General features: G+C 47.0%; 14 protein-coding genes and 1 riboswitch. Of the genes, 7 read left to right on the top strand and 7 right to left on the bottom strand.

Features of this window, described 5'->3' with window-relative positions; all coding sequences use genetic code 11:
• The first annotated feature begins 15 nt into the window (after positions 1-15).
• Positions 16-627 carry a hypothetical protein gene (locus MKY42_RS15990; RefSeq protein ID WP_339852501.1) on the top strand — a complete coding sequence of 204 codons (612 nt, stop codon included), beginning with the start codon at positions 16-18 and terminating at the stop codon, positions 625-627.
• On the opposite strand, the gene MKY42_RS15985 is transcribed toward MKY42_RS15990, so the two are convergent.
• The 6 genes from MKY42_RS15985 to MKY42_RS15960 all read right to left on the bottom strand — a co-directional run bounded on the left by MKY42_RS15985 (position 599) and on the right by MKY42_RS15960 (position 8,637).
• Positions 599-1,966, bottom strand: a complete 1,368-nt coding sequence (locus MKY42_RS15985; protein ID WP_339852498.1) for a collagen-like protein — start codon at positions 1,964-1,966, stop codon at positions 599-601. The genes MKY42_RS15990 and MKY42_RS15985 overlap by 29 nt on opposite strands.
• 184 nt (positions 1,967-2,150) lie before the next feature.
• Entirely contained in the window at positions 2,151-3,083 is a 933-nt protein-coding gene (locus MKY42_RS15980) for a tyrosine-type recombinase/integrase (protein ID WP_179264841.1), read from the bottom strand.
• A gap of 27 nt (positions 3,084-3,110) precedes the next feature.
• Positions 3,111-4,184, bottom strand: a complete 1,074-nt coding sequence (locus tag MKY42_RS15975; RefSeq protein WP_339852495.1) for a hypothetical protein — start codon at positions 4,182-4,184, stop codon at positions 3,111-3,113.
• A 312-nt stretch (positions 4,185-4,496) separates the two neighbouring features.
• Entirely contained in the window at positions 4,497-5,864 is a 1,368-nt protein-coding gene (locus tag MKY42_RS15970) for an amino acid permease (RefSeq protein ID WP_339852924.1), read from the bottom strand.
• A gap of 614 nt (positions 5,865-6,478) precedes the next feature.
• Positions 6,479-7,855, bottom strand: a complete 1,377-nt coding sequence (locus MKY42_RS15965) for an amidohydrolase family protein (protein WP_090898011.1) — start codon at positions 7,853-7,855, stop codon at positions 6,479-6,481.
• 221 nt (positions 7,856-8,076) lie between these two features.
• Positions 8,077-8,637 carry a CGNR zinc finger domain-containing protein gene (locus tag MKY42_RS15960; RefSeq protein WP_179264844.1) on the bottom strand — a complete coding sequence of 187 codons (561 nt, stop codon included), beginning with the start codon at positions 8,635-8,637 and terminating at the stop codon, positions 8,077-8,079.
• 136 nt (positions 8,638-8,773) lie between these two features.
• Here MKY42_RS15960 and MKY42_RS15955 point away from each other — a divergent pair, with 136 nt between their 5' ends.
• The 6 genes from MKY42_RS15955 to MKY42_RS15930 all read left to right on the top strand — a co-directional run bounded on the left by MKY42_RS15955 (position 8,774) and on the right by MKY42_RS15930 (position 14,592).
• Positions 8,774-9,271 carry a DinB family protein gene (locus MKY42_RS15955; RefSeq protein ID WP_090898005.1) on the top strand — a complete coding sequence of 166 codons (498 nt, stop codon included), beginning with the start codon at positions 8,774-8,776 and terminating at the stop codon, positions 9,269-9,271.
• A gap of 83 nt (positions 9,272-9,354) precedes the next feature.
• A riboswitch (FMN riboswitch) is annotated at positions 9,355-9,506 on the top strand.
• A gap of 144 nt (positions 9,507-9,650) precedes the next feature.
• On the top strand, positions 9,651-10,631 hold the full coding sequence (locus MKY42_RS15950) for a DMT family transporter (RefSeq protein WP_090898002.1): 981 nt from the start codon (positions 9,651-9,653) through the stop codon (positions 10,629-10,631).
• A gap of 136 nt (positions 10,632-10,767) precedes the next feature.
• Complete coding sequence (locus tag MKY42_RS15945) at positions 10,768-12,273, top strand: amidase (protein ID WP_339852489.1); 1,506 nt, start codon at positions 10,768-10,770, stop codon at positions 12,271-12,273.
• A 111-nt stretch (positions 12,274-12,384) separates the two neighbouring features.
• Positions 12,385-13,008: an urea carboxylase-associated family protein gene (locus MKY42_RS15940; RefSeq protein ID WP_339852486.1), complete on the top strand. Its 624-nt coding sequence runs from the start codon at positions 12,385-12,387 to the stop codon at positions 13,006-13,008.
• A 112-nt stretch (positions 13,009-13,120) separates the two neighbouring features.
• The gene (locus MKY42_RS15935; RefSeq protein ID WP_339852483.1) at positions 13,121-13,747 is read left to right on the top strand and encodes a LysE family transporter; all 627 of its coding nucleotides are present in this window, start codon (positions 13,121-13,123) and stop codon (positions 13,745-13,747) included.
• An 83-nt stretch (positions 13,748-13,830) separates the two neighbouring features.
• The gene (locus MKY42_RS15930; protein ID WP_090897993.1) at positions 13,831-14,592 is read left to right on the top strand and encodes a YqcI/YcgG family protein; all 762 of its coding nucleotides are present in this window, start codon (positions 13,831-13,833) and stop codon (positions 14,590-14,592) included.
• A gap of 18 nt (positions 14,593-14,610) precedes the next feature.
• Here MKY42_RS15930 and MKY42_RS15925 read toward each other — a convergent pair whose 3' ends face one another.
• Positions 14,611-15,960 (bottom strand): amino acid permease, encoded by a 1,350-nt coding sequence (locus MKY42_RS15925; protein WP_339852480.1) that lies wholly within the window; start codon positions 15,958-15,960, stop codon positions 14,611-14,613.
• Positions 15,961-16,064 lie beyond the last annotated feature (104 nt).

Below are 16,064 nucleotides of genomic sequence, written 5' to 3'. Positions count from 1 at the left end.
ACAGTAGGATCAACTGTGCCTGTTGAACCAGTAACCCCAGTAACTCCAGTAGCTCCAGTAGCTCCAGTAGCTCCGCTAACTCCGGTTACCCCGGTAGCTCCGGTTACCCCGGTAACTCCAGTAACTCCAGTAACTCCAGTAACTCCGGTGACCCCGGTAGCCCCGGTGACCCCGGTAGCTCCAGTAACCCCAGTAGCTCCAGTAACCCCAGTAGCTCCAGTAACCCCAGTAGCTCCAGTAACTCCAGTAACTCCGGTGACCCCGGTAGCCCCGGTGACCCCGGTAGCTCCAGTAACCCCAGTAACTCCAGTAACCCCAGTAGCTCCAGTAACCCCAGTAATCCCAGTAGCACCAGTAACTCCAGTAACTCCAGTAACTCCAGTAACTCCAGTAACTCCAGTAACTCCAGTAACTCCAGTAACTCCGGTAACCCCAGTAGCTCCCGTTACCCCGGTATCTCCGGTTACCCCGGTAGCTCCAGTAACTCCAGTAGCTCCGGTAGCTCCAGTAACTCCGGTAGCTCCGGTAACTCCAGTAGCTCCAGTAACTCCAGTAACTCCAGTAACTCCAGTAACTCCGGTAACCCCAGTAGCTCCCGTTACCCCGGTATCTCCGTTACCCCGGTAGCTCCAGTAACCCCGGTAGCTCCAGTATCTCCAGTAACCCCAGTAGCTCCAGTAACTCCAGTAACTCCAGGAGCACCAGTAACCCCAGTAGCACCAGTAACCCCAGTAGCACCAGTAACTCCAGTAGCACCAGTAACCCCAGTAGCTCCAGTAACTCCAGTAACCCCAGTATCTCCAGTAGTACCAGTAACTCCATTATCTCCAGTAACTCCGGTGACTCCAGTGATCCCGGTAGCTCCAGTTACTCCGGTGACTCCGGTGACTCCAGTGACCCCGGTAGCTCCAGTAACCCCAGTAGCTCCGGTAACTCCGGTAACTCCGGTAACTCCGGTAACTCCAGTTACTCCGGTTATACCAGTAGCCCCAGTTACTCCAGTATCTCCACTAGCACCAGTATCTCCAGTAGCACCAGTATCTCCAGTAACCCCAGTAACTCCGGTAACCCCAGTAACTCCAGTAACTCCAGTAGCTCCAGTAACTCCAGTAGCACCAGTTACTCCAGTAGCTCCCGTTACTCCGCTAACTCCAGTGACTCCGGTAACCCCAGTAGCTCCCGTTACCCCGGTATCTCCGGTTACCCCAGTAGCTCCAGTATCTCCAGTAACCCCAGTATCTCCAGTAGCTCCAGTAGCACCAGTATCTCCAGTAACCCCAGTAGCTCCCGTTACCCCGGTATCTCCGGTTACCCCGGTAGCTCCAGTAACCCCAGTAACCCCAGTAGCACCAGTAGCACCAGTAGCTCCAGTAACACCAGTAGCTCCCGTTACTCCAGTAACTCCAGTAGCTCCAGTAACACCAGTAGCTCCAGTAACCCCAGTAACCCCAGTAGCACCAGTAACCCCAGTAACTCCAGTAACCCCAGTAACCCCAGTAGCTCCCGTTACTCCGCTAACTCCAGTGACTCCAGTGACCCCGGTAGTTCCGGTTACCCCAGTATCTCCGGTAGCACCAGTAACTCCAGTAACCCCCGTTACTCCCGTTGTGCCATTTGCTCCTAACAATTCTGAGGATACGATACGGTGAGGCGTTACAAGCTGTCCTGCAGAATTTTTTCCCCATACTGATATTTCTATTTGCTGTTCTGCGACACCACTTGTTGTAAAGACAAATTCAAATACATCTAGATTCGCAAAATAGTTCTTCGTAATTGCTTGATTTGGATTTATACTAATTAGTTCAAGTGCGTACAGAGTTCTGGTCCCATTCAAATAAAATCCTTGAATCAAAATACTCGCATTATTGACCAGATCCCTATTATCGATCTTAATCGTCAACTGTTGCGTTGGCCTTACGCCACTAACCGGATTATTCTCAATAGGTCCAGTTGATAAAGTAGCCATATTATACCCCTCCCCTCTTAACCATTTCACTCACTCAAATACCTCAACTTATTTCATAAGGTATTCAAATTTTTGCTAAGAGTGAGACCATCGCATAATTCAGCATTTGAGAAGTAAAAAAGCCTGTCACTTGGACAGGCTTCTCTACCATTACTTTCTTCTATTATATAAACAAGTTTCTCTTTTACATATCAGCCACAAACGCAGGAAGTTTGACATCCAGCAAGGCCATCGCTTCTTCCTTCTCACGGCTGGTTACGTGGGTGTACACCGTGGTCGTTTGAATGGAGGAGTGACCCAACAGCTCCTGAACCGTTCGCAGATCTGCTCCACGTCTAAGCATCATGGTCGCGAATGAGTGACGCAGTTTATGACTGGAGTAGTTCACACGCTGATTGGAGGCTGATTCCTGCTGAAAGCGTTCAAAGGTTTCGGTCGATATAAGCTGAATACTGCGAATCGACAATCGTTTCCCCTTTTGCGAGACGAATAATGCCTCTTCTTTCGCCCGCCATGGATCCACTCGCTCCTGAAGAGCCTGGGATAACAGTTCGGCAACGGTCTCTGGCACAGGCAATGTACGCCATTTTCGGCCCTTACCGAAAACGTCCAGCGTGCGCCGTTCCGCATTATAGTCTTTGCAGTTCAAGGCATGCACCTCTCCGACCCGCAATCCCATGTATCCCATGAGTAGAAAAATAGCCAGGTTTCGTGTACGATATTTGCCCTCCACCGATTGCAAAAATCGTTCCAAACCGCTTTCGTCAAGGAAGACGGGGGCACGATTTTGCTCGGTTTTGGATTTCTTGATTCCGAAAGCCGGGTTATTGGTCACCAATTCAAGCTCAATCAATGACTTATAAAAACAGTTCACCGCTGCGTGTTTTCGATTCCGCGTCGAGTCACTGACCCCTCTTTCCCGAGCTCGGGATAAGAAAGATAACACATGAAGTTTTTTGACCTGCTCCAATGACTTCCCATGAATAGAGACGAGAAATTCAGCAACGTCACCTGTGTATGATTTTACCGTATGTCCCGTGTAGCCCGCATCTTTCATCCATATATGAAAAGCTTCAAGCTCATCGGCGTATTGCTCCTGAATCTCTTCAGTCATCATCTGTGTTCGTCACCACACTTCTATTTATTAGTCTACAATTACGACGTCGATGAGTGCGATGATCGCCTCGGGCTGTCCCTCGGTGCGGGTGAGTACAAATGAAGGCAGTGGATTTTCGTGTAGTCCATTCACTGATTCACAAATCTGAACATACAAGTCCATACGCAACGTCTCCCCTTCACCCGCAACATCGATTACAGGCCATGCTTTCTCAGTACATGATGGCCAGTATGCCAATTCGTTTACCGGCACTATACTTAATTGTTTAATTTCAGGATGCACACGGTATATTCCCGTGGTCTGAGGTTCATCACCCAGCTTGTCTACCGAAAGTAAAGTTCTCGAATGTTCATCCGGAGCTGAATATATTGAATAACACCATGGTGTTACTCCCCAGGCAATCGCCATGAGACCGTCCTCCAGCAAGGTGTCTGAGAGGTCACCTTCACTGAATTGTTCAATCAGATTATGGTTTCCAGAACCGATCAGATCTTCTACACGTTTCGCCATACGAGGCAGATCTGCGAGAATAAAGCCACCACTGCCGTAGGAGTCAAACACATGATTATCCCGTGTCCAGACCTTCTCGGGTACAGCGTTCATCTGTACAACTTCGGCTGGAAACAGACATATCGCTACAGTTACCACCTGAGCATATTTCACCATGGCTTGCTGCTCGGGCTCCAGTGGTCCCTCTGCGATGCGGGGTGTTTTGACATGCAGTGAAATTCGCAGCTCATACTCCCCTTCTGCAAAGTCACCCCAATTCAACATGATCGGATGATCTATTCCTTCAATGGGAGTGAGTGAGCATGTACTATCTGGTCGCAGAGCAACGGTATATTGTGCAAATCCCAGCTCTTCCCCATATATGATAATGGCATCTTGCCGATCCAGCGGTGCATCCATATGCTGTGCAACTACCGATACTTTGCGTCCATCCTTCAAACGACGCTGCGGATCAATATCCAATTGATATTCGTTTGAGTACTCTGGATGTGAAAGGATTAGCTTTGTCTCTGCAAGTACGGCTGAATCCGCCAATGCAAAGCCGAAATTCGAATTTCGGTGATGTTGATTGGTATGTAATGCTATGTTCATGATACATCCCCTCTCCTATGTCTGATGGCATGTCACACCCCCAAATATATGTCATATTTGCCCTGACCGCAACCCCGGTTCCGCTCACTAGGACAGATATATTACTTATTAGATACCCATATATAACCTTAAATATTACCGTTTTTTTCAAATCAAACGAACAGCTCACACAAAAAAAGCCCCATACCGCGCCGCTTTGGCGATGCAGTATGAGACAATACAGTTGACTCTATTCACGTATAGTTTCAGTGTGACAAATAAATTTACTAACTTTTCACGATATCTCTACAATATAGGAATCAGCTATGAACGCTATTTCCCCTTAGTTGTTTTGAACGTGTCCGATATACGCCGTGCCGGATTCAAATGACTGTGATGACGACCGTAGGCAAAGTAGATGATTAAACCAATAATTAACCAACCGAAGAATGTAATCCAGGTCAGAGCTGCAAGACGTGTCATGAGATACATACAGCCAACAGCACTCAGAATAGGAATGAGTGGAACAAAAGGCACGCGGAATCCCCTCTTCAGTTCCGGGTTGTTTTTCCGCAATACGATAATCCCCAGACTCACCACCGCGAAAGCGAAGAGTGTTCCGATGTTGGTCAACTCTGCCAGATGGCCAAGTGAGATGAATCCCGAGAATAAAGCGACGATGATTCCAGCAACCCAAGTTCCCGTAGCGGGTGTTTGGCTTTTGCCACTGACTTTGGAGAATACCGGAGACAACAGTCCGTCCCGTGACATGGAATAAAGCAAACGTGTCTGACCATACATCATAACAAGTAATACCGTGGTAATTCCCGTAATCGCTCCAAGCGAAACAATCCAGGACAAGCCCTTCAACTGCACAAATTCAAAGGCAAAGGCAACCGGATCACTCACATTCAGCATGTGAAAGGGCACCATTCCTGTCAGGATCAACGATACCACGATGTAAAGCACGGTACAGATTGCAAGGGATGCAATGATACCGATCGGCAAGTCCCGTTGAGGACGTTTCACTTCTTCCGCAGCCGTAGATACCGCATCGAAACCAATGTATGCAAAAAATACTGTTGCTGCCCCTGCGGTTACCCCTGAGATGCCAAACGGAAGAAACGGTTGCCAGTTATCTGGCTGTACATAGAACACACCCACACCGATAAAGATCAGCACCACGATAATTTTAATCGCTACCATGATTCCGTTGGCACGAGCAGCCTCTTTCACCCCACGGGTGAGCAGGAATGTAATGATTAATGTGATCGCCGCTGCGGTGACATCAAAATAGGTTCCTTTTTCAGGACTAAATGCACTGGTGAGCGCATGGGGGATTTGCAACCCGAATCCGGACAATAACGTTTGAAAATATCCAGACCAGCCGCTGGCAACAGCCGCACTCGCAAATCCATACTCCAGAATAAGATCCCACCCAAGAATCCAGGCAATGACTTCGCCAAAAGCGGTATAGCTATACGTATACGCACTTCCTGAAGCAGGCACACTGGATGCAAACTCCGAGTAACATAATGCAGCGAAGGCGCAGATAATACCTGCCAGCAGAAAAGACAGTACCAAACCGGGACCTGCATATTTTGCGGCAGCAACGCCTGTGAGTACAAAGATACCCGTACCGATAATCGCACCTACCCCTAGAGTCATCAGATCCAATGGGCCAAGCACCCTTTTCAACATATTGCTTTCGTTATCTCCGGTGGCAATCGGCTTTTTTCTAAACAGGGAAGATCGATTCTGGTTTTGATTCATACACAGTTTCCTCTCGTGTTGAAAATATGAATGTGTCCTATACTTTACGAATTTTGGTTTGGTTCATCTGTTCTATGAAAAAGCCCTTTGTTCTATCTTACTAGCCAACTACAAAAATCTATTGATTTCTACACTTTGTCGCGTTGCTTTGTTAAATTTATTTTAGGAAGATCGTATATTTTGTGCGATTCAGGCGGAAATTATCATGATCTGTTGGACAGGGACGAATATGAAAATCGATTTAAACGAAAACTGCGTATAATTTATATTATGCGCAGTTTTTTAACCCCTTTTTTCTATAACAAAACATTATTAACTCGTTGTTACATGCAACTATGTAAATAGAGTAACTTTCCGCCTCTTTTTGCGGTTTATTTCTTGCTCCCTCTGTCATGACGCACCATAAACAGGTACGCCAAAGAGCCGCATATCCGTATGCGGCCCACACTCGCAACACTATTAGATCCATAATTCAGATAAGGACATCCACTCTATTGAATTCTGAAAAAGAATTACTCTTTCATTCACATGGATCATCTAACTTATGAAAATACAATTCGCTCTGCATCCGACATCCGATATTGAGATAGCAGATATTCCTTGCTGTCCAAAGCCTTCCGACGAACCTCGTTCAGATCGACATGCAGCAGCTTGCCTTCACGCTTCACGGGCCGACCTGCTACAAACACGGTATCCACATTCGATGGATTGGCAAATTGAACGACGGCTCCAACCGGATCATGCACCGGGAACAAATTAAGGTCGGTGGTTCGGATCATAATCAGATCTGCTTCTTTACCTGGCGTAAGTGTGCCTATCTTTCTTTCAAGTCCCAGAGCCTTTGCTCCAGCAGAAGTTGCAAATCTTAGCACTTGACTGGATTGCAGATTTAGCTCCCCAGGCATTTCACCTTGTTGCAAAAGTTGTTCATTGCCTCTGGAACGCTCGGCCTGAAGTGCAAATTTCATCTGGGAGAACATATCCCCACCTGTTGATGTTACAACATCCACTCCGAGCGTTGGAGTTCCTCCATGTTCGAGAAAGTACCCCGTTGCCGGATAACCGTGCCCCATCATCATCTCCACTTCCGGTGTAACAGACAGTGAGGCGCCGCTATCGGCCAACATTTTATACTCATCCGTATCCATCGTATTACCGTGTACGACGTTCAGACTTGGGCTCAGTAAACCAGCCTCATACATTTTACTTATCGAACGATCTACAGATCCCCAGCTTCCAAAGCCAACATGCATGGAACATATCGCATCCAGCTCTTGGGCAAGCTGAATTTCCTTCACTGTGGTATCCCAATGGCTGAACTCCGGTCCACGAATAGCTAGGCCGAACGTAAGCAACTGATCCCGTGAGGAAAAATACTGTTCCTTGATTCTTCTCACATCATTCGAATACGTCAGCTGGCTCTCTCTGTTCCAGTAGGTAGTCTCACCCGGTACACCATAAGCGAAAACCGACCGAATCCCCGCATCCTGAAGTCCGCGAATCAGTTCATCCGTGTGCTCCGGTGAATACGGCATACTCCAGTCAAGTAGCGTGGTCACTCCTGCGTTAAGCGCTTCCAATGAACCTAGCAAATTGGCGATATAGCTGTCTTGTGGCCGGAGTTTACTTCCCATCGCCCCATAGTAGAGATTTTGCAGATAGACCGGCAGTGACCAGTTCGTTCCCGCTGTTTTTACAAGCGACTCCCACACATGCCTGTGCGTATCTACAAGTCCAGGGAGTATGATCATCTCCGATGCATCTATCACTTCCGCTTCCGTGCAACTCAGATCAGGCTGAATAGCAGTAATAAGAGAATCCTCAATGAGAACGTCCGCCCGCTTATATTGACCCACCGACGAATCCATAGACAATACACAACCATTTTTCAGTAGATAACTTGTCCCCACAAGACACATCTCCAATCATTGTTTTTTTGTTGGATATACGCTTGAATCCCGAGTGTTAATCTCTGACTGAATTGAATTGAATTGACTGAACTACTAACTGAATTATTTTAAGTACATATATATTATATAGCAGTTATTGGTAACATGCAATTTCTGGATTTAAATATTTTCTTTGGAGTATTTTCCTGGTTGTCGCAAAGTACAGCAAATCACACTTTCAGTGTATACGCCTACTCTTGCTGCTGTTCCTTCTTCCGTTTTGCCCGAAACCTTCTAACCTTCATCAGATTACCACACATCTTGTCATCACAATATTTCTGGGTTCTACTGCGTGTATCGTCATAGAAAATCCAGCGACAATCTGCATTGTCACAGATACGAATTCTTCCCCCATCCCCTTCAACTACTGTGATTGCAAAATCGGCTGCGACCTCTGCCATGACCTGCTGCCAACGAGTTCCCACAGGAATAAGTGAAAGTTTCAGTCCCTCATCTCCAGCGTTCAGTCTTCTTATGACTTGACCTTCCTTCATCTTGGCGTTAAGCCATTCCTGATCTTTGCTCGATAATGGATTTCCTTCAGATAAACGAGTTGCAAGAGCCTGCAATTCATTTCTAAAGTTTCTCAAGGCTTCCTCCTCTTCAGAAGAAGCAGGTACAGATGCATTCAGTTGCCATTGTTTAAGAAATCCTTGCTGCCATTCGGTTTTGCCAACCCTGTCCTCTGAACGATCCCCACCACGCCAGTCGTGGTAATCACTGTTCACAAAATCAGTCCATAGTCTATCCATACGTACCTCCGCTAAATTGTAACTTCCTAAAACGAAAAAGATAGTTACAAACATTCATGTTTGGGTTATATTAATTGTAACCACATTTTTGCACTTTAGCTAGTTACCATGAACTTATTTTAGGGAGGAAAAATCAATGACTACAACAGCAACAGAACTATTGCTCATTCAGAAAGATGATACCTGGGATCAATGTAACTGGATTGTGCCTTTATCCAAGGCAATCGAAGGACTGACTGCTGAACAGGCAACCTGGGTTCCATCATCCGGTGGATTAAGCATCTGGCAGTTGGTCAACCATATGTATTACTATAATCATCGTTTGTTGAGTCGCATTCAGGGCAAAACACCCTCCGGTACACCTGCCGAAAACAATGAATCCACCTTTGGAGATCCTGGCGACCCTTCCGATACCACTGGCTGGAGTACACTTATGCAAAATACAACACTATTAGCCGGACAGCTTCGTGATCAGCTCGCTTCATTAGAAGAATCTGATCTTGAAGCCTCTTACATGAATACGGATGAAAAATGGGCACATGCACTTGCCCGCTGGCTGCTCCACGATGCGTATCATGCAGGACAGATTGTATTACTACGCAGACAACAGGGAAGCTGGAATATCATATTCTAAAAAAACACTTGAACTGCTAGCGCTTACAGGAATAAGATGGACTTATTAATGTTACAGCTTGTTCAATACACAATATAATTGAATAGGATCTTCGGGGTAGGGTGCAATTCCCAACCGGCGGTGATGTTCTTCGGAACCAGCCCGCGACTCGCTGTTTGACCCAATGTAGGGATTCAGCGACTGACTTGGTGTGACTCCAAGGCCGACGGTACAGTCCGGATGAGAGAAGATCAACACATTAACATGCCGTTAACGAAAGGCTTATTTTCGTACGACATGTCAATGATTGAGCCCCCGTTTATTTGGTGTATACCAAAACGGGGGCTTTTGTCGACTTTGCCAACTGAAGATTCCGTGTTCTGACGAAGGAGTCCTGAATATGGAAAAGACCCAACATGCATCAACAGTTTACCTCAAGGAACGAAGCAATACCGGATTCTGGCTCGTCGTGCTTGGCGCCGCCCTCTGGGGTGTAGATCCGCTGTTCCGCATTATTTTGCTTAAAACGATGACCTCCACTCAGATTGTACTGGTGGAACATATTATTGTCAGCCTTGTAGCTATTCCCGTGTTATGGAAGTTCCGGGCTGATCTGAAAAACCTGCGTGCACGGCACTGGATTGCCGTGATCTTTATCTCCTGGGGAGGATCTGCTCTCGCTACAGTATTGTTTACCCTTGCGCTCACGCATAACGATCCCAACACGGTTTTGTTATTGCAAAAGATGCAGCCGCTATTTGCGATTGTTCTGGCTAAGCTTTTGTTGAAAGAAACATTGCCTCGTCGCTTCGGTGGACTGTTTATCATAGCACTTGCAGGAACATACCTGCTCACGTTCGGATTCACTCTTCCCCTTGGCAACTGGAACAATTGGATTCATGCAGGCAGCCTGTTATCACTGGGTGCAGCTGCCTTGTGGGGCGGTTCAACGGTTATGGGGCGGCTGATGCTGGGGCAAACCCGTTATGAAACGGTCACCTCCCTGCGCTTTGTCGTAGCCTTGCCACTGCTGATCTTTATGACGTGGAACGAAGGTGCTGCCTGGACATTCCCTTCCGCTACAGGTGAACAGGCGGCTGTGGCACTTAATATTCTGGGTCAGGCCTTACTGCCAGGCTTACTGAGTCTTCTGTTATATTACAAAGGTCTCTCTTCCACCAAGGCCTCAGTTGCAACACTTGCAGAGCTGAGCTTCCCGATGGCCGGTGTACTGGTAAACTGGATTGCATTCCGTACTTTAATTACCTGGGAGCAGCTGTTGGGTTTCATCCTCATCTGGATCGCCCTATTCGCCATCTCCAAACAGCAAGAACGCTCAGCGACTCCGGCTGATGGTGCACCAAAGCTTCGTACAAATTAAATTTTATATAAAAGCCAATCAATTAAGGCACTGCACATCCTTCAAGATGTACAGTGCCTTTTGTCTTTTCGCTATTCCGGTGTTACGATGACTTATGAAATAGTAGATCAAGTTAATTTAGAGAGGAACGATCATCATGTCTTCATCTTCATCATTTTCATATACATCCTACGATGCCATAGGTTTGGCTGAGTTGGTTCGCGCACGGGAGATATCCCCTGTCGAATTGCTGGAAGCGGCGTATGCACGCCTGGAAGAAGTGAACCCACAGCTTAATGCAGTCATTCGTACATATGAAACACGCGCCCGTCAGGAAGCGAGTATGGTTCGCCCGGGAGAGCAGCCCTTTGCCGGCGTGCCCTTGTTATTGAAAGATATCTCTCAATCCCTAGAAGGTGAAATTCTCACCTCGGGTTCTCGTCTTCTCCGTGAGCATCATGCACAGCGGAATTCCAATTTCGTATCCCGTCTGCTTGATGCAGGCTTCATTATCATTGGACATACCAATACGCCAGAATTTGGCCTGAAAAATATTACTGAGCCCCGCCTTCACGGTCCAAGTCGAAATCCATGGAATATCAAGCACTCGCCAGGCGGTTCAAGTGGAGGCGCCGCTGCCGCAGTAGCTTCGGGTATTGTACCCCTTGCGGGAGCCAGTGACGGTGGTGGTTCCATCCGAATCCCTGCTTCATTCAGCGGCCTGTTCGGACTCAAACCTACACGTGGGCGGACACCTGTTGGACCGGGAGTTGGTCGTCAGTGGCAGGGTGCTTCGATTGATTTTGCGTTGTCCCGTTCCGTTCGCGACAGTGCTGCTTTACTGGATACACTGCAAGTGATTCAACCCGAAGCTGCGTTCCATGCCCCCCTCTTTCCAGGCAGCTACTTGGCTGATATTCACTATCCTCATCAACGCAAATTGAAGGTTGCATACACGACAGCTTCACCTGTAGGTACACCTGTGAGTGATGAAGCCAAAGAAGCCGTTTATAAGATGGTTCGTTGGCTGGAAGAACAAGGTCATGAGGTTGAAGAAAAGCTGAGTCCGGTTAATGGTGTCAAACTGATGGAGAACTATTACATGATGAACAGCGGCGAAATGGCGGCGATGATCTCTTCCATGGAACGTTCTATGGGTAGAGCTTTAACCTCTGATGATATGGAGATCGAGTCCTGGGTTCTGGCAGAAGCCGGCAAAAAAGTATCCGCTGCCGAGTTCGTACATAGTTTGGCCGAATGGGATGTTGCCGCAGCTCAGATGTCCACATTGTTTGAACGGTATGATTTTTATGTCACACCTGTAAATGCTTTTCCAGCACCCAAAATCGGCGAATTAACGCCTCATAATGAACAGATTGAACATCTGATGCGTATTAGCGATTTGGACAAGATCCAGCAGCAGCAGTTGATTTATGAGATGTTTGAACCAAGTTTAACATACACTCCGTTCACTCAGCTCGCGAATCTGACGGGTCAACCCGCCATGAGTGTCCCTGTGCATCTGACTCCTGAAGGTCTACCCATGGGTGTGCAAATTATGGCAACGAAAGGCCGTGAGGACTGGTTGCTTCATCTGGCTGGTCAGCTGGAAACATCCGAACTATGGGTCGGCATGAAGGGTAATCCACTGTTTCCAGTATAAACACTGAATACAACCTATATCATTTTCAATGTGAGTTTTATGTTTGCCAAAGTGCATGAAAGCCATGTCAGCTCCGCATACTGAAAGCAAAAACAGCGGAGGATGTGACGAATGAATATGAATACAACGGAACGCCATAAACAGTCTGTTCGTATCCCGGCCAAAACGGGTTATGCCGTCGAGGTAACTAAAGGTTCATTAATTCGGGTGACCGATTTGGAGGGTCAGCAGGTCGTTGATTTTGTTGCATATGATGCTCAAAATGCCAATAATCGACTAGACCCTGGTGTAACGATGGATGTGCTGCGGTCCTACCGGATCAAACCAGGACAATCCGTGTATTCCAATCAATATCAGCCACTGCTCAAGATCGTTCGTGACACGGTTGGTGTTCATGATTTCTTCAACTCCGCCTGTCGTCCGGAAATGTATGAAGTGTTATATGGCAAAAAGGATCATGCCAGCTGCTATCATAACCTAAATCAGGCACTTGAACCGTTCGGGATCTTGCCGCCGGATCAGCATTATCCGTTTAATCTGTTTATGAAATCAGTCGTAGATGATCTGGGCAAAATTGATGTCGTAGCTCCAGATTCGCGCGCCGGTGATTATGTGGAGATGGAGGCATTGACCGATCTGGTTATCGGTTTATCCGCCTGCCCATGTGAAGAAAGCTCATGCAACGGATATCACTGCACAGCCATCCAGCTGGATGTAGAGCCGATAGCAGATTAAGTGATACACGGCTTGTTCTAATTTGCTCCAGACGGGAATACGATGACTTGTACCCATATGTGTGTGACTTACCGGTACAATTCGTCTAACCCGTTAAGGAGTGAACGCGTATATGTCTGTACTGTTTAGTTATATTATTCTGGGAATCTCACTATCAGCTCCAATTGGTCCGATTAATGCCGCTCAGCTGGATCGCGGAGCCCGGCACGGTTTTATGCATGCCTGGTTTTTGGGACTGGGAGCCATGTTTGCCGATTTGGTGTACATGCTTCTGATCTACTTTGGAGTTGCTCATTTTCTGGACACGCCGTTCATGCGCTCGTTTCTTTGGTCTTTTGGCAGCTTTATTCTGGTGTATACCGGTGTGGAAACACTGTCCAAGTTAAAAGACGGCATCCAGGCTTCCTCTACAGCAGTAGCAAAGGTTGGAAAATCCTTTGTCTCTGGCTTTCTCATGGCTTTATCCAATCCCCTGAATATTTTATTCTGGCTGGGCATTTACGGCTCAATTCTCGCTACAACGGTGAAGCATACCGACACCGCTCATCTGCTACTATACAGTTCTGGTATTTTCATAGGAATCCTTGTTTGGGATGTCATCATGGCTGGCATGGCCAGCCGATTTCATAAACGCAGCAACGAAACCGTTTTGCGCTGGATCTCCATCATCTCAGGTATCTGTCTGATCGGTTTTGGCCTGTACTTCGGGCTTGAAGCAATACGATCCATCTTTTTCTGACATAAAAACTACACTGGACAGTCACCCAACGCCTTCCGCATTAATACGTTAACGGTATCATGTGGAATGGAGTTGGGGAATTCATGGCAGAGCTGTTCAGTGCCGATGAAATAAATGCATCATTCAAAGGTCTACCCGAATGGCAGCAGGACGCATATTCTAAATTTGCCAATATGATTGCAGATGAGGGGAATACGTATCCTTGTGTACCCGGACGCATGGGTTTTCTTTCAGGACATCTAAGATACGGATTCACAAGGGATCCACGTACACAAGCTTCTGCTGAAGACATGGCGGAATTGCTTCGTCAATATGGGCCTGTTTCCCGGGATACGGGACACTATGCTTCTTTGGTTGTCATATGCGAAACACCGGATGATTTGAGAAATAACACAACGGTAGAGCAGTATCAGTCCTTGTTCTGGGAGATGCTTAACCGGGTAAGCTCACTTGATACTGCCTCCTGGCCTGAACATATTTCGACTGATCCGCATGAAGCCACATGGGAATTTTGCTTTGGCGGGGAGCCATACTTTTGTTTCTGTGCCACTCCCGCGCACGAGCTTAGAGCCAGCAGGCACTTCCCTTATCTTATGTTTGCTTTTCAACCACGGTGGGTATTTGAATCGATTAATGACAGCACACCTCTTGGCCGGAAAATGAAAACCTTGATTCGCAAACGTTTGGCAGCCTATGATGCCGTTCCCGCTCACCCTTCGCTCATGTGGTATGGACAGCAGGATAATCTGGAATGGAAACAATATTTCCTGCCCGATGACGAGCAGACCCCTTCCAAGTGTCCCTTCATGCGTATGAAGCAAGCCATGAGTAAATTAACGAAATAGCTGATATAAGACACCCATTCAGGACTTGGATGGCTCAGTAGAGGGTGACGGTCGCGGTTTTCGTACTTTGTTTACAATGTAAGTAATCAAGGCAATCAATGCAACAAGACCTATACTGGCCAGCAGACCTCTTCTGCTGGCTTTTTCCATGGCTGTCCCAGCTACTGCAGCTAGGATAAGAATCATAGCAGTCCATACTTTGATGCGATTCCAGCTTGTTGGCTTCATTTTCTTGATATACGTGATACAAATCAGAAGCCAGGTATACATTAATACCAAGCTGCCTGCGGTTGTTACATATTCAAACAGGCTCTTAGGCATCCATAACGCCAGGAGAGTAGAAAGGATTAATCCGGCCGCAGTGCATCCTAATGCATATAGGGGCATGTTCTTTTTCCCCCAAGTCTTCGTAAACATCTTCGGTGCATCTCCGTCTTCACCCAGTTTAACCAACATGGACGTAATCGCATAGATTGAAGCGACCATCGTGGAGAACCCGGCGATAATCAAAATCCCATTCAGAATATGAACCACGACCGTAAATCCAATCGATGACATCGCTTTGACGAGAGGACTCTCGTCCGGTGTTAATTTAGCAGCAGGAACCAGAAGAAGGATTAAGGCAATCGCCACAACATACAGCGTACTGACGGTTAACAACATCACTCTGCCTGATTTCACTGCGTCCTTAGGTTCTTTCAGCTTGGCTGCCATTAAACCCATGACCTCAATCCCGGCAAAGGCAAAAAAGGCATAAATAAACCCGGTCCACACGCCTTTTATTTGGTGAGGGAACCATTCATTCGTTATTTTCTGCGGTGTAATCTTCACATCTAACCAGCCCAGACAAGCCGCTGCTGCAATCGCGATGAAAGCAACCGTTGCGGCTAACTTGATTACGGCCAGCACATTCTCCGTTTGAGTTAACCCTTTCGCTCCCAATGCGGCGATGAATAATCCAATGCATGCATATACCGCAACAAACGTCCATAATGGGAATTTGGGAAACCAAAATTGAGAGAACAATCCAAGCGCCGTTAATGAACTGCCCATGATCAGCATTTCGGAAGACCAATACATCCATCCGCTTCCGAAACCGGCCCACGGGCCGAACGCTTCACCGGCATATGTTCGAAAAGCCCCTTCTTTCGGATCTTCTGCCGTCATCTGTGCCAATGCTCCAAATACAAAATAGGTCCCCGCGGCAGCCAGCACCAAAAGTACTAGCACGGATAAACCGGACCAATGAATAGCCAGACTTGTTCCGAGGAAAAATCCGGTTCCCAGTGTACATCCTGCTCCAAATAAGGAAAGACTAATCCAGCTCAGCTTCTCTTCTTCTTTTTGATGCACATGATCTTTCTTCATATGTATCCTCCTTCATGCGTACCCCATTACGGTTTACATATGATGGAGGTTTTATGTCATTAAGGCAGAAAGAAATGAAACTGGAATTTCATTTGGTTTACATA

It is taken from the genome of Paenibacillus sp. FSL W7-1088 (assembly GCF_037969855.1).
GTDB lineage: Bacteria > Bacillota > Bacilli > Paenibacillales > Paenibacillaceae > Paenibacillus.
This window is presented reverse-complemented; position numbering and strand designations above follow the sequence as displayed.

What these genes read in the sequence shown, in the direction of transcription:
- MKY42_RS15960 (WP_179264844.1), bottom strand. Translation starts at nt 8,637, where the DNA reads ATGGATAGACTATGGACTGATTTTGTGAACAGTGATTACCACGACTGG.
- MKY42_RS15980 (WP_179264841.1), bottom strand. Translation starts at nt 3,083, where the DNA reads ATGATGACTGAAGAGATTCAGGAGCAATACGCCGATGAGCTTGAAGCT.
- MKY42_RS15935 (WP_339852483.1), top strand. Translation starts at nt 13,121, where the DNA reads ATGTCTGTACTGTTTAGTTATATTATTCTGGGAATCTCACTATCAGCT.
- MKY42_RS15970 (WP_339852924.1), bottom strand. Translation starts at nt 5,864, where the DNA reads ATGTTGAAAAGGGTGCTTGGCCCATTGGATCTGATGACTCTAGGGGTA.
- MKY42_RS15985 (WP_339852498.1), bottom strand. Translation starts at nt 1,966, where the DNA reads ATGGCTACTTTATCAACTGGACCTATTGAGAATAATCCGGTTAGTGGC.
- MKY42_RS15965 (WP_090898011.1), bottom strand. Translation starts at nt 7,855, where the DNA reads ATGTGTCTTGTGGGGACAAGTTATCTACTGAAAAATGGTTGTGTATTG.
- MKY42_RS15945 (WP_339852489.1), top strand. Translation starts at nt 10,768, where the DNA reads ATGTCTTCATCTTCATCATTTTCATATACATCCTACGATGCCATAGGT.
- MKY42_RS15925 (WP_339852480.1), bottom strand. Translation starts at nt 15,960, where the DNA reads ATGAAGAAAGATCATGTGCATCAAAAAGAAGAAGAGAAGCTGAGCTGG.
- MKY42_RS15950 (WP_090898002.1), top strand. Translation starts at nt 9,651, where the DNA reads ATGGAAAAGACCCAACATGCATCAACAGTTTACCTCAAGGAACGAAGC.
- MKY42_RS15975 (WP_339852495.1), bottom strand. Translation starts at nt 4,184, where the DNA reads ATGAACATAGCATTACATACCAATCAACATCACCGAAATTCGAATTTC.
- MKY42_RS15955 (WP_090898005.1), top strand. Translation starts at nt 8,774, where the DNA reads ATGACTACAACAGCAACAGAACTATTGCTCATTCAGAAAGATGATACC.
- MKY42_RS15930 (WP_090897993.1), top strand. Translation starts at nt 13,831, where the DNA reads ATGGCAGAGCTGTTCAGTGCCGATGAAATAAATGCATCATTCAAAGGT.
- MKY42_RS15940 (WP_339852486.1), top strand. Translation starts at nt 12,385, where the DNA reads ATGAATATGAATACAACGGAACGCCATAAACAGTCTGTTCGTATCCCG.